Genomic DNA, 25,458 nt, shown 5'->3' with positions numbered 1-25,458 from the left:
CGAGCTCAGCGCTCGGTTTTTTTATTTAAAATACGTCTATCAGCCCAGCATAGATAAAGAAAAAGACATCAAATAACCTAATACGGCAATTAAGCCTGTCCAGTTATGTGCACTGGCAAAGGCTTCGGGGATCATAGTATCGACTACCATAGTGAGCATGGCTCCGGCTGCGATGGCCGTAGTTAGGCCAATAACAAAGGGTGACACTTGTGCAAATAACACATACCCACCCAAGGCGGCTAGGCTACAGAGCACGGCTATTACCGACCAAACCCCAAATATAAAGTAAGCGGAGCGCTTGGCTTTTTTCATACCTGCTGAGCTTGATAGCCCCTCTGGAATATTAGATAAAAAGATAGCCACCACCACCGCTACACTCACCTCACCACCGTGTAATATGCTTAAGCCAATCACTATCGACTCAGGTATGCCATCTAACAAGGCACCCATAGCAATGGCGGCGCCACTGCCGGGTTGCTCTGCTTCACTGGGTTGCTTATCTGCAGAGCGTTTACGATGCTTGGCGCCATAGCTAACCAGCAGGCGATTAGCGGCGGCATAACAAACAGCACCGAGCAAAAAGCCCAGTGCAGTAGCGGTGATCCCTGCACCCTTAAAAGCGGCGGCCATTAGCTCAAATGATAATGCCGAGATTAAAACGCCACTGCCAAAAGCCATCACGCCGGCAATGACGCGCTTAGGCACGTTAAGCCAATACCCCGTTGCCGCTCCAAACACTAAAGCGCCACCACCGACTAAGCCCCACCACGCCGCGGACCATGCTGAGTTCATTTACACTCCTTATAACAATGGACTAGCGCTCTTGATGTTTTAAATTTAGCGATGTTAGTGCTTTATAGGCAAATAACAGTTAGCTAAGTGGTGGCGCTACGAGATGCCAAATTAACAGCTTAGCTTCGCATCTTGAAAAAAATGAGAGTTGGGATTTACAAAGAGACTGAGCGAGCTTGGGGGGCGATTGAGAGGCTAAAAAAGCACCGCCTCTGTTGAGGCGGTGCTGATTATTTTTGGGGCATAGCGCTTAATTACTTTCTTATTAAGCCGCTATTAATGGCTACTAAGTCTTGCTCGGTAAGATTGCCGGCCGCCTGTCTTAGTGCGAGCTGGTTAATAATATAGTTATAGCGCGCCGAGGCTAGGTTTTGCTTAGCGTTATAAAGCTGGCGCGTGGCAATGAGCACATCAACTATGGTGCGCGTCCCTACTTCATAACCGGCTTCAGTGGCATCGAGCGCACTTTGGGCTGAGATAACAAATTGCTCAAAGGCTCGCACTGAGCCTGCGGCGGCGCCCACATCATTATAATTAGAATACACTTGGCTTTTCACCGAGCGAAAGCTGCGCTCCAGTTGTTCGCTGGCCGCCACATAATTAAATTGCGCTTGTTTAACTTGGGAATTGGTGGCGCCGCCGGTAAAGACCGGTAAATTAAAAGACAAGCCGATGGTACCCTCGTTCACGGTGCCATCTTGGTTACCTGGGACATTGGCGTCTTTATAATCCACATAATTACTACCCAAGCCCGCTTTTAAGTCGAGGGTGGGGTGATAGCCGGAGCGGGCTAAATCAATTTGTTCATTAGCAATGTCTTTAGCAATGCGCTGTTTATGCAGCTCTAAATTTTGCTCTAGTGCTATCTCTAACCATGCATCGGCATTAATAATGGATTTTTCTGGACTAAAGGACTCAGTGTTGAGTTTATCAAGCTGGGCGTAGCCCATGTTGGTTAGCTCGCGCAGCGCTTCTTTGCTGTTATTAACCTCGTTTTCAGCGCTAACTTCTTCTGCTAAGGCTTGGTCATATTGTGCTTGGGCTTCATGCACATCAGTCATGGCACTTAACCCTACTTCAAAACGCTGTTTGGTTTGTTCTAACTGGCGATTAAGGGCTTCTTTATTGGCTTGCACAAAGCTTAAGGCGTCTTCAGCATTGAGGACATCAAAGTAGGCACGACTAGCACGCAGAATTAAATCTTGTTGTATTTGTTTATAGTTAACATCGGCTTGGGTGGCGAGCTTTTCGCTAATATCTAGATTTACCCAGCTCGAACGGCGATAGAGTGCTTGGCTTAAGCCTAAGTTAGCGCCGGCGGTGTTGCGATCACTTCGACTGCTTTGAATGTAATTTGCATCGGCACTTAAATTAACTTGCGGCAATAGCGGGGCGCGTGACTCGTTTATTTTTTCAAATGCCTGATCTCTTACCGCTTTAGCTTCTCTTACCACAGGATCGTTTTGGGTGGCTTGCTGATAAATATCGAGTAAGTCTTCGGCGTGGGTAGGACCTGCGACGCTAAGCAAGATCAAGGTCGATAATAGCGTTTTTTTCATTATTTTTTTGCCTTATGTAACAGGTAAGCCATGAAGCCGAGCGGGCAGGCTAGATGTTTGATATGGATAAATGTAAGAGTAACATCAGTATTCTGAGTTAGGCAGCTTATTCATGACTCCCTAACTCAGAGTTTAGCCCAGTCACTAAAATATAAAACGTTTTATGAATGAACGTTCATTCATTTGGAGCATTAGTCTAAAATTTACCGCTTAAAAGTCAAGAAGGAGTCGCTATGACTATTAAAGATGACGCCCAGTTTGGGGCAGAAGATGCAGAAATTATTCGCCAAGAGGTCGGATATCGCGGCTTTTTTCGCTTATTGCGCGTGCATTTGCGCCATAAATTATTTAAGGGCGGCTGGAGCGAAGAAATTACTCGTGAGCTATTTATTCGCGGCCATGCGGCAGCTGTGCTGCCTTATGACGCTGTGCGTGATGAAATTATCTTAGTGGAGCAGTTTCGCGTCGGTGCCATTTATGAACCCGGTAGCCCTTGGTTACTAGAAGTAGTAGCCGGCATAGTAGAAGAGGGCGAAACCGCCGAAGACGTGGTGCATCGCGAGGCCGAAGAAGAAGCTGGGCTCACTTTAAATAAGCTTATCCCCATTAGCACCTATTACCCAAGCCCGGGTGGGTGTAGTGAGCGTATTAGCTTATTTTTAGGGGAAGTGGATGCCAGTTTAGCCCCTCGTCTTGGCGGATTAAGCGATGAGAGTGAAGATATCCGCGTACACCGAGTGCCTCGTCAGCAGGCGATGCAATGGATGAGTGAAGGCAAGTTAGATAACGCCAGTACGATTATTGCTCTGCAATGGTTGGCGCTAAATCGGGAACAAGTGTTCAATTAAGCTGTCCTTTATGAAGCCCCTTTCGCAGGCCCCGACTGACTCACTTGGCGTTAATCCTAAAAACAGGTGTAATAGTGCATAATAAAGCGGGTGCTTACACACATTAAGCACGCGAAATAAAGGCCACCTAATTGAGGTGGCAAGGAGAAATTATTTGACCACCACAGTTCTCTCACGCCGCTATGTACCTGATTTAAAAACCTTACAGCGAACCTGTGAGGTTAATTACATGGCGTTGATGAAATTGCTACCTCACAAGGCCGAGGTAGGTGATTGCGTGTCGGTGGCCATTAGCGACCATATCTTGTTTGTGCTTAAGGTATTAGAAGTCGCCCCCTACACTTGGCATATCTCTATTGAGCAATGTAGCCCTCACTTACCTTCTTTTATGCGCATGAAAGTGAGAGCGCGCTTATATCATGATGTAAGAATGGCCGAAGTGTGTGCTAGCCAACAGATATTGACCCTGCGTTCGAGTTATTATTACCCTAATGACAAAATGCACCAGCGTAATGAAAAAGAGCAGGTGAATCTTTTTTTAGCCGAATGGCTAAAATGTTGCCTACAACATGGCTTTAGCACGGTTAAACAAATTTGACGCACACGCCCCAACAATTACATTCTCAACTCCTTGCACCGCACCGTACAGACCGTGTGGTGGAAGTGCTACAAATTACCGACACCCATTTATTTGCGGATAAAAATGCTGACTTTTTAGGTATAGCGCCCTGGCATAGTGCGCGTGCTGTGGTAGATGCTATCTTAGAAAATGCGACTGAATTAACGCCGCTGGCCCATGATTTTATTTTAGCGACCGGCGATCTATCTCAAGACCAAACGCCGGCTTCTTATCGTCACTTTAGCTCACTGATGAGTGAGCTGGCTCCGCCGGTATTTTGGTTGCCTGGCAATCACGATGATGGCCAATTGATGCAAGCGGAATTAGATGCGGCCGGCATTAGCAACGCCAAACATTTAGTGTGTGGCCAATGGCAAATGTTGCTTTTAGATACCCAAATACCCGGTGAAACTTTTGGTGAGCTATCAAGTGCGCAATTAAGCTTATTAGAGCAAGCCATCACTCACTACCCTGAGCATCACCTATTACTGGCGGTGCATCATCAGGCGGTACCTGTGGGGTGTGCTTGGCTTGATCAACATAATTTGCGTAACAGCGAGGCGCTAAAGGCGCTGTTAATGCAACATAAAGCGGCCAAAGTAGTGTTATGTGGGCATGTCCACCAAGGATTTGACGAATATCACCAAGGCATTCGTTTTTTGGCGAGTCCCGCTACTTGTATTCAATTCAAGCCACTGTCTGATGACTTTGCGCTCGATAGCATGGCGCCAGGTTGGCGAGCGCTGTCTTTGTATCCCGATGGCCGTTTAAGTACCCAAGTGTGGCGTTTACCCCACCATGCCTTTGCTCCCGATTTTAGCGCTACCGGATATTAAGATGTCGACTCTGCTTTACTTACACGGCTTTAACTCCTCGCCGCAATCCATTAAGGCGCAAGAAATGCAGGCCTATCTGCAGCAAAAACGCCCCGATATTCAGTTTATTTGCCCGCAGTTAGCGGTTACGCCTGCCGACGCTTGGACACAAATCGCCACTATATGTGAGGCCTTAGTTGAAGCCGATGAGCCATTTGGCGTAGCGGGTAGCTCCTTAGGTGGCTTTTTAGCAACGCGTGTCGCCGAAACGTATGGCGTACGGGCTGTGGTTATTAATCCGGCTGTTAATCCTCATTGGTTGCTTAAAGATTATTTAGGCGAGCAACTTAATCCCTATACTCAGCAGCGCTATCTTCTCACTGAACAACACATACAAGTGCTGAGGGAGTTGCGAGTAAATACGCCCAGCTGCATGGATCGTATTTGGCTATTACAGCAACAAGGTGATGAAGTACTCGATTATCGTGAGGCATTAGAATATTACCGCTTTGCTCGGGTGTGTATCCAAAAAGGTGGCGATCATTCCTTTATTGGCTTTCATCATTACTGCGCGCAAATCATTCGCTTTTTACAGCTTTGATCTACACGCACCTACTCATCCTCAATCTCTGCTCCCTTATTCGCGAATTCTCTTAAAGCTGACAGCCACTAGTGCTAAGTAGTAAGATGCGGCCACGAATTCTGATTATTTAGGGTCAATATGTCATCCAGTCAATATACTGCTGATGCCATTGAGGTACTCAATGGCCTAGAGCCGGTGCGTCGTCGTCCCGGCATGTATACCGACACTACGCGCCCTAATCACCTTGGCCAAGAAGTCATCGACAACAGCGTTGATGAGGCCCTCGCCGGCCACGCCAATAAGATAGAAGTGATATTACATCCCGATCAATCGCTGGAAGTGATTGATAATGGTCGCGGCATGCCGGTGGATATTCACCCTGAAGAAGGTATTTCAGGGGTGGAGCTTATTTTTACCAAGCTGCATGCTGGCGGTAAATTTTCTAATAAGAGTTATCAGTTTTCCGGTGGCTTACACGGGGTGGGTATTTCTGTGGTAAGTGCGCTGAGCTCCCGCCTAGATGTAACTATCCGCCGCGGTGGTCAAGTCTATGAAATGGCCTTTGAGCATGGCACTAAGGTAAGCGAGCTTACCGTCACTGGCACCTGTGGCCAGCGTAATACGGGGACTCGCGTGCATTTTTGGCCCGATGCTAGCTATTTTGACTCCGGAAAATTTTCTGTCTCTCGCCTTAAGCACTTATTAAAAGCCAAGGCAGTATTATGCCCAGGCCTGACGCTGCGCTTTGTTGATAAAGTAAATGACGAAACCTTAGAGTGGTTTTATGAGGATGGCTTACAAGATTATTTAGTAGAGTCGGTAAAAGACTTTACTTGTTTGCCAGAAGTCCCCTTTGTTGGCAATTTTAGCGCCGAATTTAGCGCTGCGGAATGGGCGCTCACTTGGCTACCCGAGGGGGGCGAGGGCATAGGTGAGAGTTATGTAAACTTAATCCCCACAACTCAAGGCGGAACCCACGTAAATGGTTTGCGCCAAGGCTTGCTTGATGCCATGCGTGAGTTTTGCGAATTTAGAAACTTGCTGCCAAGAGGCGTTAAGCTAACTCCCGATGATATTTGGGAGCGCTGTGCCTATATTTTATCGGTAAAAATGCAAGACCCGCAATTTGCTGGCCAAACTAAAGAGCGCTTATCTTCTCGCCAAAGCTCGGCCTTTGTCTCTGGCGTGGTTAAAGACGCCTTTAGTCTGTGGCTAAACCAACATACTGAATTAGCTGAGCAAATTGCTGAACTGTGTATTAGCAGTGCTCAGCGTCGCTTGCGCCAAGCGAAAAAAGTGGTACGCAAAAAAGTTACCCAAGGGCCTGCCTTACCTGGCAAACTCACCGACTGTGCTTGCTCAGATCCGCTGCGCGGTGAGCTGTTTTTAGTAGAGGGCGACTCAGCAGGCGGCAGTGCTAAGCAAGCGCGCGATCGGGAGTTTCAAGCGATTATGCCGCTGCGCGGTAAAATTTTAAATACTTGGGAAGTGGACTCTGGCCAAGTATTGGCCTCGCAAGAGGTACACGATATTTCGGTAGCTATTGGTCTGGATCCTGACTCCACAGATTTAACGGATCTGCGCTATGGCAAGATTTGTATCTTGGCCGATGCCGACTCCGATGGCTTACACATTGCCACTCTATTATGTGCGCTTTTTATGCGCCATTTTCGCCATCTGGTGGAACAAGGCCATGTCTATGTGGCGATGCCGCCTTTATATCGTATTGATATTGGAAAAGAGGTGCACTACGCGCTGGATGAAGGCGAGCGCGATGGCATCTTAGATCGCATTAAAGCCGAGAAAAAACGAGGCAAGATCCAAGTCACCCGCTTTAAAGGCTTAGGTGAAATGAACCCTAAGCAGCTGCGTGAAACCACGCTCGATCCTAACACGCGCCGCTTAGTACAACTCACCGTAGAAGATATGCAAGCCACAGACACCTTAATGGATATGTTGCTGGCCAAAAAGCGCGCTGGGGATCGTCGAGAATGGTTAGAAACCAAGGGTAACTTGGTCGATCCGCTGCTTTGAGGAAAAGATTAAATGAGTACAAATGATTTTACCATGGAAGGCGTTGAACGCCTGCCCATGCACACCTTTACCGAGCAGGCTTACCTTAATTACTCCATGTATGTAATCATGGATCGGGCCTTGCCCCATATCGGTGATGGTCTAAAGCCGGTGCAGCGGCGCATTATCTATGCCATGAGTGAGCTAGGTTTATCGGCCAGCTCTAAACATAAAAAATCGGCGCGTACCGTCGGCGATGTATTAGGTAAATATCACCCTCACGGCGACTCGGCCTGTTATGAAGCCATGGTGTTAATGGCGCAACCTTTTTCTTATCGCTATCCATTAGTAGATGGTCAAGGAAACTGGGGGGCACCGGATGATCCTAAATCATTTGCCGCCATGCGTTATACAGAAGCGCGACTGTCTCGTTATTCAGAATTGCTCTTGTCAGAATTGGGTCAAGGCACGGTAGAGTGGATCCCCAATTTTGATGGCACCATGGATGAGCCGCGCATGTTACCGGCGCGCCTACCGCACATTCTAATGAATGGCATTACTGGCATTGCCGTGGGCATGGCCACCGATATTCCGCCCCATAATATTCGTGAGCTGGCGAGTGCGTGTGTGCATCTGTTAGATCATCCTAAGGCCGATGTCTCTGAGTTGATGCAGTTTGTAAAAGGGCCAGATTATCCCACCGATGCCGAGATTATTACGCCGCCTGCCGATATCCAAAAAATCTACGAAACGGGGCGCGGCAGTATCAAGATGCGCGCCGTTTATGAGATGGAGCACGGCGATATTGTTGTGACGGCATTGCCGCACCAAGCCAGCAGTGGCAAGATTTTAGAACAAATTGCCGCGCAAATGCAGGCGAAGAAGCTGCCGATGGTAGCGGACTTGCGTGATGAGGCGGATCATGAAAACCCCACTCGGCTAGTAATAATTCCTCGCTCTAATCGGGTAGACGTTGAACAGTTAATGCAGCACTTGTTTGCTAGTACCGATCTGGAAAAAAGCTATCGCGTTAACTTAAATATGCTGGGCTTAAATAATAAGCCGCAAGTGAAAACTCTCGATATCATCTTAAGCGAGTGGCTTAGCTTTCGCCGCCAAACAGTGCGCAATCGTTTGCAGCATCGACTAGATAAAGTGGAAGCTCGGCTGCATATTTTAGCGGGCTTATTAGCGGCGTTTTTAAATATTGACGAAGTCATTGAGATTATTCGCCGCGAAGATGAGCCAAAGCCGGTACTAATGAGTCGATTTGAGCTTACTAGCACTCAAGCAGAAGCCATTTTAGAGTTAAAATTACGCCATTTAGCCAAGTTAGAAGAAATGAAAATCCGCGGGGAGCAAGATGAGCTTGCCGCCGAGCGCGATAAACTCACCGCTTTATTAGGCTCAGAGCGTCGTTTAAGCACCTTGATCCGCAAAGAAATCCAAGCTGATGCCGAAAAATATGGCGACGAACGTCGCTCGCCCTTAGTAGAGCGCAGTGAAGCAAAAGCCTTAAGTGAAAAAGAGCTGATCCCCAGTGAGCCGGTCACCGTCGTCTTGTCAGAAAAAGGCTGGATCCGCTCGGCTAGAGGGCATGAGGTCGATGGCAGCAGTTTAAGCTATCGCGCTGGCGATAGCTTTTTGTCGGCGGCTAAAGGTCGCAGTAACCAAATGGCGGTGTTTTTAACCAGCATTGGTCGTGCCTATGGCCAAGAAGCTCATGGCCTACCCTCAGCGCGCGGCCAAGGCGAGCCTTTAACAGGGCGCTGCAGTTTAAGCCCTGGCGAACAACCCAGTTTTGTATTGATGGCTGAGGAGGAACAATTATTCTTATTGGCCTCAGATGCAGGTTACGGCTTCGTGTGTCGTTTTGCCGATATGCTCAGTCGTAATAAAAACGGTAAAGCATTATTAAGTGTGCCTAAAGGCGGGCAAGTATTAGCGCCGGCAGCCATTACTCAGGTTGAAAATAGCCAATGTTTAGCAGTAACCAATGAGGGGCGCATGCTGTTGTTCCCGCTGCAAGACTTGCCGCTATTAAGTAAAGGTAAGGGCAATAAGATCATCGGCATTACAGGTGCTAAAGTCCAAGCTCGAGAAGACTTTATTAAGCAATTGGTGGTGGTGCCAGAGGGTGCGAGCGTCACCTTGTATGCCGGTAAGCGCAAGCTCACCTTAAAGGCGACCGATCTCGCGCACTATCAAGGTGAGCGGGGCCGTCGCGGTGCACTCTTGCCACGTGGCTTGCAGCGCGTAGATAGTTTAGAGGTTGAGGAAGTCACGCCAAGCGCCGAGTAGGGCAGCCGTAAGCTAACCTAAAATGCATGCCGTCATCTTGAGCTGAGATGACGGCATATATAAAGCCGATACTATCGCCATACCGAGCTTGCCTCGGTATCTCGTTCTTAGTCCTTAAAAGCGAAAGCTGAGCTCCTGACTTTCGCTAAGATAACGGACTACAGCCCGTCCAAAGTATCACTTGATGATTCGTCGAGTGCGGCTTGTTGCAGCTTAGCGATAATAGGGCCGTTAGCCTTAGGGAAGTCGTAATGACTAAGCTCACTCACCGCCACCCAGCGGCTGACCTGGCCTTCTAAGCCGCTAGGCTCGCCACTAAAGGCAATCACTTTGCGAATGGCTAAGGAGACGTGTTTATCTGCGTAATCGTGCTCTATTTGCATTAACGGCTCGCAAGCTAAAACGGTAATCCCCACTTCTTCTGCTAATTCGCGCGCCAGTGCTTGGGGGATTGTTTCGCCACTTTCTACCTTGCCGCCAGGAAACTCCCATTTATTCGCTTGATGCTGATGCGCGCTTCGGCGACAGATAAAAATTTGGCCTTGGCTATTTTCTATTACGCCTACCGCTACTAGCACCTTAGCTATGGCTGCTGGCGTGGTGTTAGTACTCGTTTTCATTATCTTGCTCGGGTAGCCATACCGGATCGCCGGCAATACGCTTTTCTTCATCTGCCCATTCCCCTAAGTCAATAAGCTGACAGCGCTTACTGCAAAAAGGGCGATAGGGGCTTTGTTCGCCCCATGGCACAGTGGCGTTACAAGTGGGGCAGGAGACAGTTAAAGGAGCAGTCATTTTATATTCGCCAATTCAAATTCAACATTACCAATCTCATGATTATCCACCGGCATAAAGCGTATGGTGTAGCGATATTTATTACCGCTGACTACCGGATAAATAGCCTGAGCAGCGGGGACGCGCACCCGAATAATATGAGTATTGGCAGCATCATCTTGGTAAAAGCCATTATGGGCGGTGAGGGGCTGAAACTGGCCTACCTCGCGCCACAAGGTAAGTAGTAATTCTAGCCCTTGTTGTAAAAGCTGCAATTGCTTTAACCAGCCATCAATATCTTGCTGTTGATTTGCTTTAGGTTGATGTAACCAATAGTGCAGCTGGGGCACATCAAAAGAGCACAAGCCACCAGGAATAGAAAAGCGACTGCGCACCGCAGCCAGCAATTTATCTTCGCGTAATAGCTGGCCAAAGCGCGGTGCACGAGGCAGTTGCTGGCTAAAGTCAGCTAACTGCACCTGCATATGATCAAGCGCGCTGGTGTCGATGCCGGGGACTTCTGACCACGCGGCTAATTTATCTTTTTCAATGGTTAAGTCTTTAGCGAGTTCGGTGCGAATATCGCAACGTTCTAATAATTCAATAATATCAAGCAATGCTTTAAATAAGGCCACGGTTTGGCCACTGGCTTCTAAACTACGGCATTGATTAATTTGTTGAAATAAATCACTTAAGCGTAAATAGTTACGGCATTTTTCATTAAGGGGATATTCGTAAATCAGTGTCGACATAAGGCTCCGGCCTGCGAGTGAAGGCTGTAATGGGGCTAATGTTACCCAGATTAGTGGCCAATAAACAAATCCAGTAACGGGTTAAGAAAGCGCCGTCCCAGTGGGCTCACTTGCCAATGGTTCGCGGTTTCAATAAGCAGCTCGCGGCGTAAAGCTTCTGCTAGCGGGGCTTCTAGCTCGGTAGCAGAAACTCCGGTTAGCTGAGAAATTTCTTGCTTAGGGATGGGCTCAAATAATCGCAGCCGATTCATAAAGTATTCCAGCGACAGATCCTGCGCAGCTATGGCAGTGTAATGATCTAAATAGGCTCGATTGGAGTCTAAATAGCCTTTGGGATGCTTTACCTTAACGGTGCGCACTAGCTTACCTTCTAATGGCAAAGTAATTTTTCCATGGGCGCCACAGCCAATACCTAAGTAATCACCAAAACGCCAGTAATTCAGGTTGTGCTGCGCCTCAAAACCGGGTTTGGCATAGGCCGACACTTCATATTGCTGATAGCCGTGGGCTAACAATAAGTCATGACCTTGCTCATAAATATCGGCCAAAATGTCATCTTCGGGCAATACCGGCGGGCGAGAAGCAAAAGGCGTATTGGGCTCTATGGTCAGTTGGTACCAAGATAAATGGGGCGGGGCCAGCGCAATGGCTTGTGCTAAGTCCGACAACGCATCATCTACACTTTGATCCGGTAAGCCGTGCATTAAGTCCACATTAAAGCTGGTTAAGCCTACTTTTGCCGCCTCTTTAGCGGCAAAACGGGCTTGTTCGGGATCGTGAATACGTCCTAAGCGCGTTAGCTGTTGCGCGTGAAAGCTTTGAATGCCGATGGAGATCCGATTTACCCCCGCCTCTTTAAAGCCGGCAAAGCGTCCCGCTTCTACCGTGCCCGGATTGGCCTCTAAGGTAATTTCCATCTGTTCTTTAAAGGGAATAAGCGCCCGCACGCCCGCTAGTAACTGCTTAATGGCGGCAGGGCTCATTAGGCTTGGGGTACCGCCACCAATAAAAATGCTATATAGCGTGCGCCCTTGCGCTAAATGCAGATCTTGGCGCAAGTCCGCTAACAGGGCACTAATATAAGCTGGTTCGGGAATGGCTTCTTTTAAGGTATGAGAATTAAAGTCGCAATAGGGACATTTTTGAACACACCAAGGAATATGGATATATAAACTTAAAGGAGGCAGCTGTAGCATTAGCTTGGTTCTTGTAAAGATAGATCGGCTAAAAATAAGCTTTGCAGCTGGCGCAAGGCTTGGCCGCGGTGACTCAACTTGTTTTTTTCTTCGTTAGTGAGCTCGGCAGCGGTTTTATCGGCCTCTGCTACCCAAAAAATAGGATCATAACCAAAGCCGCGTACGCCACGAGCATGGGTGGTGATCTCTCCTTGCCAAGTGCCGGTACAAATGAGGGGCGTGGGGTCGTGAGCGTGGCGTAAATATACTAATACACACCAAAAGGTGGCTTGGCGTTGGCCGCTGGGCACGCCTGCTAGCTGACTAAGCAATAACTCGAGATTTTCTTGATCGCTGGCGTGTTCACCGGCAAAACGCGCCGAGTACACACCTGGGCGACCATCAAGGGCGGCCACGCTAATGCCAGAGTCATCGGCAATGGCTGGTAAGCCGGTCACCGAGGCGGCATGACGGGCTTTAATAATGGCGTTTTCCACAAACGTGGTGCCGGTCTCTTTGGCGTCGCTAACACCAAACTCACTTTGGGGCACGACATTTAAGTTTAAAGTCGTGAGTAGACTTTGTAATTCGGCCACTTTTTTAATATTACCAGAGGCCAGTACTATCTGTTTAGTCATTAACTTTCTCTTGCCCTTAGGGCACTAAAACGAATTACACGCCTGTTAGGCAAGGGCGTTAGCTTAAGCGCTATTAATCCGTGTAAAAAGTATGGCGAAAGCTCAGCTCTGCACCGCGCTTAGGCGCTTTAATATCGATGGTAAATAACACATTATCTTCATTGCGATAAGGGTATTCGGCGATGTAGTAAATGGAGTCGCCTTCACGAATGGTTTGAAACTCTAATTTGCGTACCGTACCAATTAAGGTTTTTCCTTGGCCCGTCATATTCACTTGCACCGATTTTCCTTGGCTATCTAGCACGGCAATATTTAATAAGCCATTGTAGCGGCTGCGCTCAATGCGATTAGCCTTAGCGACCTCGGGCGTTAAAAAGGTAGAAGGGAGGGCATTATAATGTATCGTCCAATCCCCTACTTTTTTCTCAGCAGCGTGGCCAAGGGCGGGGATCAATAATAAGCTCAGCCAGAGGCCGCGTACTAAATTTTTTAGCATAACCTTTCCTTATTGTTAAAGGTTGTCAGTGTGTATTTTAGTCTGCTTTGTCCAGTAAACGTAATAAGGGTGCTGGTATAACAGTGGGGCGTTGAATAATCACCTGTTTATGGCGACTGGTTACCCCGCTTTGTAAGCGTACCTGAGACTGGGCGACGCGGCATTGCTTAGCTAGCCATTTTAATAAATGTTTATTGGCCTTGCCTTCAATGGGCGGGGCGGTAATGGCAATTTTTAGTGCGCCATCATGCAAGCCAACAAATTGATCACGAGACGCTTTAGGCTGCAGATAAATACGCAGCGCTAGCGTCTCATTAATCAGTTGTACCGCCAGTGTTACAGGCTCAGCCACAATGCGCCGAACAGATCGCTCATTAAGAAGTTCAGCACCTGTAGAATAATAAATAGTACCAACATCGATAAATCGAGCCCACCCATGGCGGGGATAATACGACGAATGGGCGCAAGTAAGGGTTCGGTGAGTTGAAACATTAAGTATTCAACTTGGTTATTGCCTTGGCTAACCCAGCTTAACAGCGCCCGCACTATTAATATCCAAAACAGCATAACGCCGGCTTTTTTTACTATGGTAAGGACGATGAGTAACAACCAATACAGACCAATGCTGGCTTCAGACAGTAGCGCATGTAATAAAGTTAATTTAAGCGCCACAATTAATGCCGCTAGCACTAGAGCGGCAAAATCGATGCCAAAAAAGCCAGGAATAAAGCGTCTTAAAGGAACTAATACGGGATTAGTGGCCTTTAATACAAATTGACTCACTGGATTATAAAAATCAGCGCGCACCCATTGCAGCCAAATTCGCAGCAATACGACCATCAAATACAGATCGCATAAGGTATTAATCAGATAATAAGCGGTATTCATGGGGTGTCCTTAGAGCTGTGTTTCGAGTTCTCGGGCGCGCAATAGCGCCGCATTCATCGCATCCGCGACGAGCGTATCCAGTGCCTGTGCTTGAAAATGGGCAATCGCTTGCGCTGTAGTGCCGCCTTTTGATGTCACTTGCGCTCTTAGCTCGCTTAAGGAGACATCGGGATTGGCGCTGACCATATTAGCCGCACCGAGCGCAGTTTGCTCAACTAAAAGTCGGGCCTCTTCAGCGCTAAAGCCCAATGCAGTTGCGTGTGCTGCCATGGCTTCCATAAATAAGAAAAAATAAGCAGGTGCACTGCCGGCGGCGGCGGTGATCTTATTTATGCCATCTTCGTCATTAAGCCACAAGGTTTTGCCGACCGCTTGCATCATCTGCTCGGCGTAATCTCGATCGTCTTGGTTAATTGCGCTTGAGGCATATAAACCGGTCATGCCCAAGCCTAATAACGAGGGAGTATTGGGCATAGTGCGAATAATGCGTGTTTGACCCGTAAGCTCGGTTAAGCGAGTGACTGACAGACCTGCAGCAATAGAAATTAATAATTTGCCTGATAATAATTGGGCTGTCTGCCCTAAAGCGTTGAGCATCTCGGCCATCATTTGTGGTTTTACTGCTAACACCACTACCTGGGCCCAGTTCGCCACTTCGCTATTATCTTGGCTAACACCAATGCCAAATTCTTTTGCCAATTGGCTGAGCTTACCTTTAGACGGATTAGCCGCCATGATAGAGGAAGGGGGGTAGCCGGCTTTAATTAATCCAGAAATTAAGCTGCGGCTCATATTGCCTGCACCAATAAAAGCCAGATTACGATGTTCTATGACTGTGCTGGTATTCATTATGCTTACTCACGTAGGTCGTGTGCCAAAGATGGCGGTGCCCACCCTAACTAGGGTGCTACCACAGGCGACGGCAATTTCAAGATCATTACTCATGCCCACCGATAGGGTGTCTAGGCTTGAATAAATTTGTGCCATTCTATCAAAGAGTTGCTGCAACTCTAGTAATTGTGACTTTAGTTTTTCTGTATCCTCAGTCGCCTCAGGAATGGCCATTAACCCGCGTAAGTTTAACTGCGGTAATTGCGCTACTTTATCAGCGAGTGCTGCCACTTCTTCTGGCAATATCCCAGACTTATTGGCTTCGCGGCTAATATTTACCTGCAAGCACACTTGTAGTGGCGCTAAATGCGCCGGGCGTTGTTGGCTAAGACGTTCGGCAATTTTTAAACGATCTAGGGTTTGCACCCAAGCAAAATACTCAGCCACCACTTTGGTTTTATTCGACTGAAGAGGCCCAATTAAATGCCATTCAATATCCAAGTGCGTCGCGCTCAGTGCCTGAATTTTTTCAATGGCTTCTTGTACGTAGTTTTCGCCAAATTGGCGCTGTCCGCCTTGATAGGCGGCCTCAATGGCGGCGATGGGCTTAGTTTTGCTGACCGCTAATAAGTGCACTTGCTCAGGCAAGCGATCGCAGGCATGGGCGGCGGCGGCAATTCTGTCGTGAACCTGCTGCAGCTGTTGTAGGATAGTCTTCATATGAATAATAAAACCAAAGGCAAGAGGGACGGAGAATGGATGTTACGGAATTATTGGCGTTTAGTGTAAAGCATAATGCCTCTGATCTGCACCTATCTGCAGGGGTAGCGCCCCAAATTCGTGTTGATGGCGATATTAGAAAAATAAACCTGCCAGTATTAGAGCATGCCGATGTGCACCGTTTGGTTTATGAGATCATGAATGATCGCCAGCGCAAAGAATTTGAAGATGAGCTGGAAGTCGACTTTTCTTTTGATTTAACCGGCTTGGCGCGCTTTCGGGTTAATGCGTATCATCAAGCCCGTGGCGCGGCCGCCGTATTTCGTGTGATCCCAAGTGAAGTACAAACCTTAGAGCAGCTGGCTTGCCCTGATATTTTTCGCCGTATTGCTGAATATCAAAAAGGCCTAGTGTTAGTGACCGGGCCCACCGGCTCCGGTAAGTCCACTACACTCGCCGCCATGATTAATCACATTAACGAGCACTTTAATAAGCATATTCTTACTATTGAAGATCCGATTGAGTTTGTGCATGACAATAAAAAATGCTTAGTTAATCAACGAGAAGTGCATCGTGATACCCACTCTTTTAGTAATGCGCTGCGCTCCGCTTTGCGTGAAGACCCCGATATTATTTTAGTGGGTGAGTTGCGTGATATTGATACCATTCGCTTAGCCTTAACCGCCGCCGAAACGGGACATTTAGTGTTTGCGACGCTGCATACCTCTTCCGCCGCTAAAAGTATTGACCGCATTGTGGATGTATTTCCGGGTAATGAAAAAGCCATGGTGCGCTCTATGCTCTCTGAGTCGCTGCGCGCTGTGATTTCACAAACCTTACTGAAGCAAACCGAAGGGGGGCGCATTGCCGCGCATGAAATTATGTTAGGCACTCCCGCGATCCGCAACTTGATCCGAGAAGATAAAGTTGCGCAAATGTATTCGGTGATCCAAACCGGTATGGCTCATGGCATGCAAACACTGGATCAGTGTTTAAGAAACTTAGTTAACTCTGGCCATATTTCTATTGTCGATGCCCGCACCCAAGCCGTAGACAGTCACAGTTTTCAATAACGCCGGTCTCAACTACTGGAGAGAGCAATGCAATTAAGCCCTTTGTTGCAAGCCATGGTGGAACAACACGCATCAGACTTATATATCTCAGTGGGGGTGGCCCCCACCCTTAAGCGCCAAGGACATTTAGTGGCGATAAACGACACTAAGCTCAGTGCAAGACAGAGTTTAGCGCTAGTAGAGTCTTGCATGACACCGGAGGGGCGGGCGCAGTTTCATGACCAAAAAGAAGCTAACTTTGCCATTAGTGATGCCCAATTAGGCCGCTTTAGAGTCAGTGCTTTTTGGCAACAAGAAAAAGCGGGCATGGTGATCCGGCGCATTCAAAGTCATATCCCCTCTTTTGAAGAACTCTCTTTGCCAGATTGTTTACGAGAAGTCGCCATGGCGAAGCGTGGACTGGTGCTATTTGTGGGTGGCACTGGTGCGGGTAAGTCGACTACTCAGGCGGCTATGCTGGGTTATCGTAATCGCCATAGTGACGATCATATTTTAACTATTGAAGATCCTATTGAATTTGTACACCAACATGAGCGCTCTATTATTACTCAGCGTGAGGTGGGCATAGATACCGTCTCTTTTGCTGCCGCCTTAAAAAGCTCGCTTCGCCAAGCGCCGAACGTGATTGCGATTGGTGAGATACGCTCTGAAGAAACCATGAATTATGCTTTGTCTTTTGCCGAAACCGGCCATTTATGTATGGCTACGTTGCACGCTAATAATGCCAACCAAGCGCTGGATCGCATTATGCATTTAGTCCCAGAAAGTAAGCATCGACAATTACAGTTTGATTTATCCTTTAATCTTAAAGCCATTGTGGCGCAACAATTAATTCCCACCCATGAACAAGGCCAGCGGCGCGGTGCTTTTGAAGTGCTACTAAATGGTCCGTTAATGGCAGAGTTGATCCGCAAAGGCGAGCTCCATCGCATTAAAGAAGTGATGAGCAAGTCTCGTGAGCAAGGTATGCAAACCTTTGATCAGGCCTTGTTTGATCTTTATAACCAAAACCAAATCGGCTATAGCGAAGCGCTTGCCTATGCTGACTCTCCAAATGATGTGCGCCTTATGATCAAGTTACAAGCAGGAGGCAAGGGCTTAGAAGGCGGCTTATTAGATAATGTAACCATTGAATAAATGGCGGCTCTTTATTTGAACTACACAGAGGTAAGTGATGCTAATTGTTGTTTCTCCTGCTAAAACGCTCGACTTTGACACACCTGCGATTATTAAAGACTTTACTCAGCCTGAGTTACTGGCAGAGTCGGCCTTGTTGATTGAGCGCGCTCGCCAGTTAACACCAACTGATTTGAGCAAGCTAATGAAAATTAGCGATAAGCTCGCTGGACTCAATGTCGCGCGTTTTGCTGATTGGCAGCCAGAGTTTACGCCGCACAATGCCAAACAAGCGCTGCTGGCATTTAAAGGCGATGTTTATACGGGGCTGGATGCAGAAAGCCTAAGCAAAAAAGATTTTACGTTTGCACAAATGCATTTACGTATATTGTCCGGCTTATATGGCTTATTACGGCCACTGGACTTAATGCAGCCTTATCGCCTTGAAATGGGCACTAAGCTCGATAACGAGCGCGGTAAAGACCTGTATCAGTTTTGGGGCGATATCATCACCGATAAGCTTAATGAGGCATTAGCCGAGCAAGGCGATAATGTGGTGATTAATTTAGCATCAAATGAGTATTTTAAGTCAGTAAAGCCGACGCGCTTAAGTGGTCAAATTATTACGCCAGTTTTTAAAGACTGCAAAAATGGTCAATATAAAATTATTAGTTTTTACGCCAAGAAAGCACGTGGCCTAATGGCGCGCTACATCATACAAAATCAGCTGAGTGAAGTAAGTCAGTTAACACAATTTGCTGTTGATGGTTATTATTTTGTAGAAGCAGAGTCCAGTGCCACCGAGCTGGTGTTTAAGCGTGAAGAGCAGCTTTAAGGGCTTCATTTACAGGTGAGACGCAGCGGGTTTAAAAAGAATCGCTAAAAAATTTAAAAAAGTATGAACCTTTTGCTACAGCTTGGCTCATAACTAGTGTGCTTACTGAATTTGAATACTCTCTCTTCATTTTCTGTTTTAACCGGCCCCTCTGGGCCGGTTTTTTTATGGCCAAGCGCTCGTCTTGCTCTTCGGCCATTATTTACAGGAATTTATAAAATAATTTAAAAAAATCTGGAACCTTTGCCAAGGGCTAGGCTCTGATGTTATGTGCTTACTGATTGTTATACTTCTTCTTCATTTGCATTTTTGACCGGCTCTTATGGGCCGGTTTTTTTATGGCGCTCTCCCAAGCTACTTCCCAATATAAAAGTGTATTAGCTACAAAGTATCATTCACTCGTCGGGCAAGCTGGCGCCGACTGGCTTGGTAAGGAGGCTCACCTCTAAGCAAGTCGCGGCGATCCATCGTTTGGCGCCGCACTAAGCGGCGTCGCGAGTTGTGCGGTGACTGGGCTAAATAAGATGCTCTCATGGGCGCTCGTCATAGTAAGTAGCGGCCTTTAAGCATAGTTAATTTTTTGTGCAAAAAAATAGCCACCTCAAGGTGCCTATCTTTAAAAATGTTACTCGTCGTCATCCTCATCATCCCACTGCGGCGCGGGAGCAGCTTTTTTCTTAGGCTTAGGGATCACGGCTTCACCGGGTTTAGGGCCTGCCCATTTTGGCTTGCCCTTAGCCTTAGTATCACGCAAGCGTACCTTTTCTTTTTTAACTGGGCTTGTCTGCTTATTTTTGTTTTTATCTTTGCGCTTACCTGAGTTTACCCGCGCTTCTTTATGTTGCGGCCTTAACTCATCGACGATACGGCGCTTAAGCGGCTCTTCAATGTATTTTTCTATCCGTAGTAATAAGGGCATGTCATGGGCTTCGACTAAGCTAATGGCGGTGCCTTTTTGGCCGGCACGACCGGTGCGCCCAATGCGGTGTACATAGACATCAGCGGTGCGCGGCATATCGTAGTTAATAACATGACTCACTTCGGGTAAGTCTATGCCTCGTGAGGCCACATCGGTGGCAACTAAGATGTTGACTCGCCCAATTCGAAAGCGGCCCAGCGCCTCAACGCGCTTTTCTTGCTCCATTTCGCCGCGCAACCAAGCGTTATACAGCCCTTCTTGTTGTAAGCGACTCGCCAGCTCCATTAAGCGATCGCGAGTTTTCACAAAAATAATGCTGCGCTTTACTTCTGCTTGGCGTAATAAATGTACTAATAAAGCAAACTTGTGCTCAGGATTATCGGCTAAGTGCACCCACTGGTTGATTTTTTTACGCTCGCTGCGCGGTGGCTCGGCACTCAGTTGAACGGGGTTACTTAATAAATCGGCAGCAAACTTCATTAAGCTTTTGCCTTCTAACGTAGCCGAAAACAACATGGTTTGCCGACGCCAGCGCGCTTCTGCGGCAATACGGTCCACTTCGCGGATAAAGCCCATATCAAGCATGCGGTCTGCCTCATCGAGCACCAGCATTTCAATATCGCGGCTATCAAACGACTCTTCTTCAATGTATTGCAACAAACGCCCCGGCGTCGCCACCACAATATCGGTAGTTTTAGTGAGCGCGGGTAAATGTTGGCTTTCATGCACGCCACCGGTGATCACTTCTACTTTTAAAGGGGTGTGCTTTACAATTTTTTTAGCATCGTCACCAATTTGCATCGCCAGCTCACGCGTGGGCGTTAAAATTAGAATGCGCGTAGGCCCGGCATTCCGCCGCGGAAAGTCTAGTAAATGCTGGCATACGGGTAATAAAAAGGCCGCAGTTTTACCCGTACCTGTGGGGGCAGAGGCCATAATGTCCCGTCCGCTCATGGCTTCGGGTATCACTTGGCTCTGAATGGTAGTCGGTTTTGCATAGCCCATTTCAGCCAGTGCGCGGACCAAGACAGGGTCCAGTTCCAGTTGCTCGAAGGTCATAGTGCTCATGATCGGTCTCGTCAGCCTACTAAAAGGCGGTATTATAAGGGAATTGGAATAAAAAAACCTGACAGGATCAGCATGAGTAGTCGCGGTTTTACGTTTAAGCAGTTTCATATCAATCATGATCGCTGCGCGATGAAGGTAGGCACAGATGGCATCTTGCTCGGCGCTTGGGTGACACTGGCGCAGGCGAAGCGTATCTTAGATGTGGGCACGGGGTCTGGCTTAGTCGCGTTAATGCTGGCGCAGCGCACTACGCCTGAGGTTAAAATAATAGGTCTTGAGTTAGATAAACAAGCGGCAATTCAGGCGTGCGAAAATGTAGCTGCTTCTCCTTGGCCGCAAAAAGTCGTGATTAAACAAGGCGCTTTGCAAGCTTATCAAGAGCAACCCTTTGACTTAATAGTGGCTAACCCGCCTTATTTTAAGCCCGGCCAAGCGTTTGAGTGCCAGGCTCGCCAACACGCGCGCCACACCAGCAGCTTAAGCTTGGCAGACTTATTTAAGCACACGAAACGTTTATTACAGCCAAGTGGGCGTTTGGCGGTGATTTTACCTTACCAAGCGCTAGATATAGCGCGCCAAGAAGCCCAGTTAAACAACTTGTATTTAGTAGAGCAACAAGAGGTTTATACTAAAGAGGGTAAAGAGGCGTCGCGTTTTTTAGGGCTATTTTGTAGTGTTAAATCCCAAGAAATACGCGAGCAGCTGTGGATTAACACTGCAAACCAAGGTTATAGCGAGTCATATCTGAGACTGGTACGACCTTTTTATCTTAAGTTGTAAATTTTGCTTTGCATCTTAATAGCGCACCATTATGCTAATAAGCAGCTCGGCGGCTGTCAGGCACTCTGCAGATAAAGTCACTCTTTTTTGGGAGAGCCAGTGGCGGCAAGTCGTATTGTTATTATCGTTTGAATGCAAACGAAGCTGGCTTAAGTCAGCAGCCGCAAGAGGTGTACGTGAATAAGTCATTAACCACATTTGATATATTAGGTTTAGGTTTTATGACCTTTGCCTTTTTTTTAGGCGCCGGTAATATTATTTTCCCCCCGTTAGCCGGCTTTTTAGCAGGTGAGCATTTACCCAGTGCCATGAGTGGCTTTTTGCTGACTGCGGTGGGCTTACCCTTAGTCACGCTGCTGGCCGCAGCCATGGCCGGCGGCGGCTTACCCACTATGGGTCGTTATTTACCTCCCCTAGTGGTCACTATTATGGCCACGGCGATATTTATTATTATTGGCCCTGCCTTTGCCGCGCCTCGTACCGGCTTAGTGGCGTATGAAATGGGCCTAAAACCTTTTTTAGCTCATCCTAGCCAATTTACTTTAACGCTCTATACCCTGGTTTTTTTTGGGGTAGTGCTGTTGTTATCTCTTAACCAAGGGCGGTTGCTGGATGCGGTTGGCAAAATCTTGACCCCTATCTTATTGCTGCTGCTAATTAGCTTAGCAGTAGCGGTATTTATGAATCCTCAAGGCACACAGCCACCGGTGAGTGAAGTCTATCAAGCGCAGCCTTTTGTAAAGGGCTTTATTGAGGGCTACAACACCATGGACACCTTTGCCGCCTTAATGTTTGGCATGCTTATTTTGGATGTATTACGCCAAAAAGGGGTGACGGAAAAACGCGTACAGTCGCGCTATTTGGCCATAGCGGCACTGATTGCTGCTGCCGGATTAGGCTTTGTTTATATTTCGCTATTTATTTTAGGTGGCACCAGCTTAGGCGTAGTGGATAGCGCTAATAATGGCGGTGAAATCATCAGTGCGTATGTGCTGTCTTTATTTGGCACTCCAGGACTGTGGATTTTAGCGGCCATCGTGACGTTGGCCTGTTTAACTACCGCCGTGGGCTTGGTTTCTGCTTGTGGGGATTATTTCTTTCGCTTAACCGGAAAGTTAGGATACCGCCGCTGGGTAGTGATTATGTCGGTGTTATGTACCTTAGTGGCAAATATTGGGCTTAATAGTTTAATTGCCCTGTCGGTACCGGTTTTAGTGGCTTTTTACCCGGTTGCGGTTGCTCTAGTACTGGCGACTTATTTACAGCCACTGATGCGCGGTCCGGTAATGGCGTATCGGGTGATTTTAGCGGTGGCTTTAATCTTTGGCTTAATTGATGGCTTACAAGCGGCCGGCTTAGATATGTCGGTGTTCCACTGGTTACCCATGTTTGATATTGGTATGGCATGGGTTATTCCTACGGCAGTGGCCTCTATCGTGGGCCTTACCCTCAGCGCGCCGAAGAGAAAGGCCGCTGAGGCTCAGGCTTAGCTGCGTTAATTGCTTTATTAAGCAATGAAAAAGTCCGACCGAGTTTGCTCTCGGTCGGTCTTTTTTTTGCGGCGCAATTTGCAAGTATGACTGTCGACTAAGGCATTCTAGCTATAAGACAGCCATTTCTTCTAAAATTTGGGCCACCCAGCTTTGAATGCGCGCGTCACTATCATCATATTGATTGGCTTCATCCAGCGATAAACCCACAAAGTATTCGCCGTCTGCGGTGAGGGCCTTAGAGGCTTCAAATTCATAACCCACATTTGGCCAATAGCCAACGACAGTGGCGCCTTGGGCAATCACTTTATCGTGTAACAAACCCAGTGCATCTTGAAACCATTCGCCATAGCCTAACTGATCACCCATGCCAAACAAGGCCACCACATGGCCATTTAGATCAAGCTGGTCTATGTCATCCCAATGGGATTCCCAGTCTTCTTGCAGCTCACCAAAATCCCAGGTAGAAATACCCAAAATCAAGATGGGGTAGTCTTGAGCGCGCGCTAGTGGCACATCCTTGATATTATGCAAATCAACCAGCTCAGCCCCGAGTTGTTCGCCAATTTTTTCGGCGGCCATTTCTGTATAGCAGGTGGTTGAACCGTAAAATAAACCGATATTCATGGCATCCCATTATCGTTTCAGGCAATGGCGCTATCATAACAGAAGCTTTTCTGTGAGCAGAGTTTGGAGTGGTAATGAGTTATCCATTAATTGAACAATTTGTTGATGCCCTGTGGTTAGAAAAGGGGCTTGCCGATAATACCCTAGCTTCCTATCGCAGTGACTTAAGTCACTTTGCTCGCTGGCTAGACGGCGAAGGTGATAGCCTAGTGGCAGTAGATGGCGCAACCTTGCAGCAATATTTAGCTTATCGACTCGATACAGGTTTTAAAGCCAGTAGCACGGCGCGCATGCTGAGCGTACTGCGCCGCTTTTTTCAGTATTTGCACCGTGAGCAATTACGACTCGACGATCCCAGTATCTTAATTGCTGGCCCTAAGCTGCCAAGCCGACTGCCCAAAGACTTGAGTGAACAACAAGTGCTTAATCTATTGGAGGCGCCTGAAGTAGATGATCCGCTAGAGCTGCGTGATAAAGCCATGTTGGAGTTATTGTATGCCACGGGATTGCGAGTCAGTGAGTTAGTGGGATTATCCATGGAAAGCATTAGCCTGCGCCAAGGCTTGGTGCGCGTGACCGGTAAAGGTAATAAAGAGCGACTAGTGCCCATGGGCGAAGAAGCGTTGCATTGGCTTTCGCTATATTTAAAAGCGGCGCGCGCTTTTTTATTAGGCGAGCAGCCCTCAGATGTAGTGTTTCCCTCGCGCCGGGCTCGGCAAATGACTCGCCAAACTTTTTGGCACCGAATTAAAATTTATGCCCAGCGCGCCGGCATTAATAGTGATTTATCACCGCACACCTTGCGCCACGCCTTTGCCACCCATTTGCTCAATCACGGTGCCGATCTGCGGGTAGTGCAAATGCTGCTAGGTCACTCAGACTTATCCACCACTCAAATTTATACCCACGTCGCCACCCACAGACTCAACGCCCTCCATGCAGAGCACCACCCTAGAGGTTAACCGCAGCGCCAAGCGCCCAGCACCAAGCTAAATACTAAAAGATCTTTTGCCACGGAATACACGGAAGAACACGGAAAAATAGAGATTAAATCTGAAAGTGGAAGTCAGCGCCGAGCACCAAGCGCCCGGCACCAAGCTAAACAAAAATCGGTGTTGGTCTTTATGCCGTCATCCTGAACTCGTTTCAGGATCTCGTTTTAGGTTTAAAGACTAAAGACTAATCTGCCACGGAATCCACGGAAAAATAGTGATTAGATCTGAAAAGAGAAGGCAGCGCCGAGCACCAAGCTAACAAAAATCGGTGTTGGTCTTTATGCCGTCATCCTGAACTTGCTTCAGGATCTCGGTTTAGGTTTTCAAAACTAAGAGCGAGATACCGGGGCTACGTCATGCCGAGCTACGCCCCGGTACCGGTATGACGGCCAATAATTAAGAACAGCACCGAGCCTCGAGCGTTGGTTTTAACGATTCCCCAGTCCCTGATCACTTCTCTCTGCTGTGTCACGTCATGTGCCGAAAATCAGGATCCCAGTTTAGATTTTAAGAGATCAGAACGAGATACCGGGGCGAGCCTGGTATGACAGCATAGGCGGTGTTTATTTTGCCGTCATGTGTCGAAAGTCAGGATCTCGAGGTCGGTGTTTAACGACTAAAGATTGTTCGCCACACTTCTTTATTACGAGAAGCAGACAAAAACACGGAAAAATAGCGCGAGTTTCGGTACAGATATACCTTGACTGGTTTCGTGTTCTTTACCCCTCACCATTCACTCACCACTGCGCCA

The 25,458-nt window shown here is 47.7% G+C and carries 27 protein-coding genes; 12 read left to right on the top strand and 15 right to left on the bottom strand.

From position 1 onward, the window contains the following. Positions 1-39: 39 nt before the first annotated feature. Positions 40-792 (bottom strand): ZIP family metal transporter, encoded by a 753-nt coding sequence (locus tag CBP12_RS08290; protein WP_086964011.1) that lies wholly within the window; start codon positions 790-792, stop codon positions 40-42. Positions 793-1,046: 254 nt separating this feature from the next. Beyond that, the gene (tolC, locus tag CBP12_RS08285; protein ID WP_086964010.1) at positions 1,047-2,351 is read right to left on the bottom strand and encodes an outer membrane channel protein TolC; all 1,305 of its coding nucleotides are present in this window, start codon (positions 2,349-2,351) and stop codon (positions 1,047-1,049) included. Positions 2,352-2,584: 233 nt separating this feature from the next. On the opposite strand from tolC, the gene nudF reads away from it, so the two are divergent. The 6 genes from nudF to parC all read left to right on the top strand — a co-directional run bounded on the left by nudF (position 2,585) and on the right by parC (position 9,530). Then, the gene (nudF, locus tag CBP12_RS08280) at positions 2,585-3,199 is read left to right on the top strand and encodes an ADP-ribose diphosphatase (protein ID WP_086964009.1); all 615 of its coding nucleotides are present in this window, start codon (positions 2,585-2,587) and stop codon (positions 3,197-3,199) included. A 229-nt stretch (positions 3,200-3,428) separates the two neighbouring features. After that, complete coding sequence (locus CBP12_RS08275; protein WP_086965484.1) at positions 3,429-3,797, top strand: DUF1249 domain-containing protein; 369 nt, start codon at positions 3,429-3,431, stop codon at positions 3,795-3,797. A gap of 59 nt (positions 3,798-3,856) precedes the next feature. Further along, positions 3,857-4,654, top strand: coding sequence for a 3',5'-cyclic-AMP phosphodiesterase (gene cpdA, locus CBP12_RS08270; RefSeq protein WP_408634973.1), 798 nt, complete (start codon positions 3,857-3,859; stop codon positions 4,652-4,654). Position 4,655: 1 nt separating this feature from the next. Further along, positions 4,656-5,234, top strand: coding sequence for a YqiA/YcfP family alpha/beta fold hydrolase (locus CBP12_RS08265; RefSeq protein ID WP_086964007.1), 579 nt, complete (start codon positions 4,656-4,658; stop codon positions 5,232-5,234). 120 nt (positions 5,235-5,354) lie between these two features. Further along, positions 5,355-7,250 carry a DNA topoisomerase IV subunit B gene (gene parE, locus CBP12_RS08260; RefSeq protein ID WP_086964006.1) on the top strand — a complete coding sequence of 632 codons (1,896 nt, stop codon included), beginning with the start codon at positions 5,355-5,357 and terminating at the stop codon, positions 7,248-7,250. Between the two features lie 12 nt (positions 7,251-7,262). Then, positions 7,263-9,530 (top strand): DNA topoisomerase IV subunit A, encoded by a 2,268-nt coding sequence (gene parC, locus CBP12_RS08255; protein ID WP_086964005.1) that lies wholly within the window; start codon positions 7,263-7,265, stop codon positions 9,528-9,530. A gap of 158 nt (positions 9,531-9,688) precedes the next feature. Here the strand turns inward: parC and mutT are convergent, their stop codons facing one another. From mutT to CBP12_RS08205, 10 genes are all read right to left on the bottom strand, one after another. Continuing rightward, complete coding sequence (mutT, locus tag CBP12_RS08250; RefSeq protein WP_086964004.1) at positions 9,689-10,150, bottom strand: 8-oxo-dGTP diphosphatase MutT; 462 nt, start codon at positions 10,148-10,150, stop codon at positions 9,689-9,691. Further along, complete coding sequence (gene yacG, locus CBP12_RS08245) at positions 10,134-10,325, bottom strand: DNA gyrase inhibitor YacG (protein WP_086964003.1); 192 nt, start codon at positions 10,323-10,325, stop codon at positions 10,134-10,136. Before yacG ends, mutT begins: the two co-directional genes overlap by 17 nt. Next, a complete protein-coding gene (gene zapD / locus CBP12_RS08240; protein ID WP_086964002.1) occupies positions 10,322-11,056 on the bottom strand; it encodes a cell division protein ZapD in 735 nt (244 codons plus the stop codon). Before zapD ends, yacG begins: the two co-directional genes overlap by 4 nt. 50 nt (positions 11,057-11,106) lie before the next feature. Then, the gene (gene hemW / locus CBP12_RS08235; protein WP_086964001.1) at positions 11,107-12,252 is read right to left on the bottom strand and encodes a radical SAM family heme chaperone HemW; all 1,146 of its coding nucleotides are present in this window, start codon (positions 12,250-12,252) and stop codon (positions 11,107-11,109) included. Further along, complete coding sequence (gene rdgB, locus CBP12_RS08230) at positions 12,252-12,869, bottom strand: RdgB/HAM1 family non-canonical purine NTP pyrophosphatase (protein ID WP_086964000.1); 618 nt, start codon at positions 12,867-12,869, stop codon at positions 12,252-12,254. The genes hemW and rdgB overlap by 1 nt, the downstream gene beginning before the upstream one ends. Before the next feature lie 73 nt (positions 12,870-12,942). Next, on the bottom strand, positions 12,943-13,365 hold the full coding sequence (locus CBP12_RS08225; RefSeq protein ID WP_086963999.1) for a DUF4426 domain-containing protein: 423 nt from the start codon (positions 13,363-13,365) through the stop codon (positions 12,943-12,945). A 37-nt stretch (positions 13,366-13,402) separates the two neighbouring features. Beyond that, positions 13,403-13,717, bottom strand: coding sequence for a DUF167 family protein (locus tag CBP12_RS08220; protein WP_232455040.1), 315 nt, complete (start codon positions 13,715-13,717; stop codon positions 13,403-13,405). Then, a complete protein-coding gene (locus tag CBP12_RS08215) occupies positions 13,702-14,253 on the bottom strand; it encodes a YggT family protein (protein ID WP_086963998.1) in 552 nt (183 codons plus the stop codon). The genes CBP12_RS08220 and CBP12_RS08215 overlap by 16 nt, the downstream gene beginning before the upstream one ends. A 9-nt stretch (positions 14,254-14,262) precedes the next feature. Further along, positions 14,263-15,084, bottom strand: coding sequence for a pyrroline-5-carboxylate reductase (gene proC, locus CBP12_RS08210; protein ID WP_086965480.1), 822 nt, complete (start codon positions 15,082-15,084; stop codon positions 14,263-14,265). Positions 15,085-15,111: 27 nt separating this feature from the next. Continuing rightward, positions 15,112-15,804, bottom strand: a complete 693-nt coding sequence (locus tag CBP12_RS08205; protein WP_086963997.1) for a YggS family pyridoxal phosphate-dependent enzyme — start codon at positions 15,802-15,804, stop codon at positions 15,112-15,114. 35 nt (positions 15,805-15,839) lie between these two features. Here CBP12_RS08205 and CBP12_RS08200 point away from each other — a divergent pair, with 35 nt between their 5' ends. The 3 genes from CBP12_RS08200 to yaaA are packed head-to-tail and all read left to right on the top strand — an operon-like array spanning position 15,840 to position 18,828. Beyond that, on the top strand, positions 15,840-16,877 hold the full coding sequence (locus CBP12_RS08200; protein ID WP_086963996.1) for a type IV pilus twitching motility protein PilT: 1,038 nt from the start codon (positions 15,840-15,842) through the stop codon (positions 16,875-16,877). A gap of 27 nt (positions 16,878-16,904) precedes the next feature. Then, entirely contained in the window at positions 16,905-18,014 is a 1,110-nt protein-coding gene (locus CBP12_RS08195) for a PilT/PilU family type 4a pilus ATPase (protein WP_086963995.1), read from the top strand. Between the two features lie 37 nt (positions 18,015-18,051). Further along, entirely contained in the window at positions 18,052-18,828 is a 777-nt protein-coding gene (gene yaaA, locus CBP12_RS08190) for a peroxide stress protein YaaA (RefSeq protein WP_086963994.1), read from the top strand. A gap of 381 nt (positions 18,829-19,209) precedes the next feature. Here the strand turns inward: yaaA and CBP12_RS13460 are convergent, their stop codons facing one another. Beyond that, the gene (locus CBP12_RS13460; protein WP_157420081.1) at positions 19,210-19,362 is read right to left on the bottom strand and encodes a hypothetical protein; all 153 of its coding nucleotides are present in this window, start codon (positions 19,360-19,362) and stop codon (positions 19,210-19,212) included. Between the two features lie 91 nt (positions 19,363-19,453). Continuing rightward, the gene (gene srmB, locus CBP12_RS08185; protein ID WP_086963993.1) at positions 19,454-20,815 is read right to left on the bottom strand and encodes an ATP-dependent RNA helicase SrmB; all 1,362 of its coding nucleotides are present in this window, start codon (positions 20,813-20,815) and stop codon (positions 19,454-19,456) included. Positions 20,816-20,887: 72 nt separating this feature from the next. On the opposite strand from srmB, the gene CBP12_RS08180 reads away from it, so the two are divergent. Together CBP12_RS08180 and brnQ are read left to right on the top strand one after the other, a co-directional pair. Further along, positions 20,888-21,595, top strand: a complete 708-nt coding sequence (locus tag CBP12_RS08180) for a tRNA1(Val) (adenine(37)-N6)-methyltransferase (protein ID WP_086963992.1) — start codon at positions 20,888-20,890, stop codon at positions 21,593-21,595. 221 nt (positions 21,596-21,816) lie between these two features. Then, on the top strand, positions 21,817-23,085 hold the full coding sequence (gene brnQ / locus CBP12_RS08175) for a branched-chain amino acid transport system II carrier protein (protein WP_232455196.1): 1,269 nt from the start codon (positions 21,817-21,819) through the stop codon (positions 23,083-23,085). Between the two features lie 111 nt (positions 23,086-23,196). Here brnQ and fldB read toward each other — a convergent pair whose 3' ends face one another. Further along, entirely contained in the window at positions 23,197-23,712 is a 516-nt protein-coding gene (gene fldB, locus CBP12_RS08170; protein WP_086963991.1) for a flavodoxin FldB, read from the bottom strand. Between the two features lie 74 nt (positions 23,713-23,786). On the opposite strand from fldB, the gene xerD reads away from it, so the two are divergent. Further along, positions 23,787-24,674, top strand: coding sequence for a site-specific tyrosine recombinase XerD (xerD, locus tag CBP12_RS08165; RefSeq protein WP_086963990.1), 888 nt, complete (start codon positions 23,787-23,789; stop codon positions 24,672-24,674). The last annotated feature ends 784 nt before the right edge of the window (positions 24,675-25,458 follow it).

This window comes from Oceanisphaera avium, from assembly GCF_002157875.1.
Lineage (GTDB): Bacteria > Pseudomonadota > Gammaproteobacteria > Enterobacterales > Aeromonadaceae > Oceanimonas > Oceanimonas avium.
The sequence above is the reverse complement of the archived record's forward strand: the minus strand, read 5'-3'. Positions and strand labels throughout refer to the sequence as shown.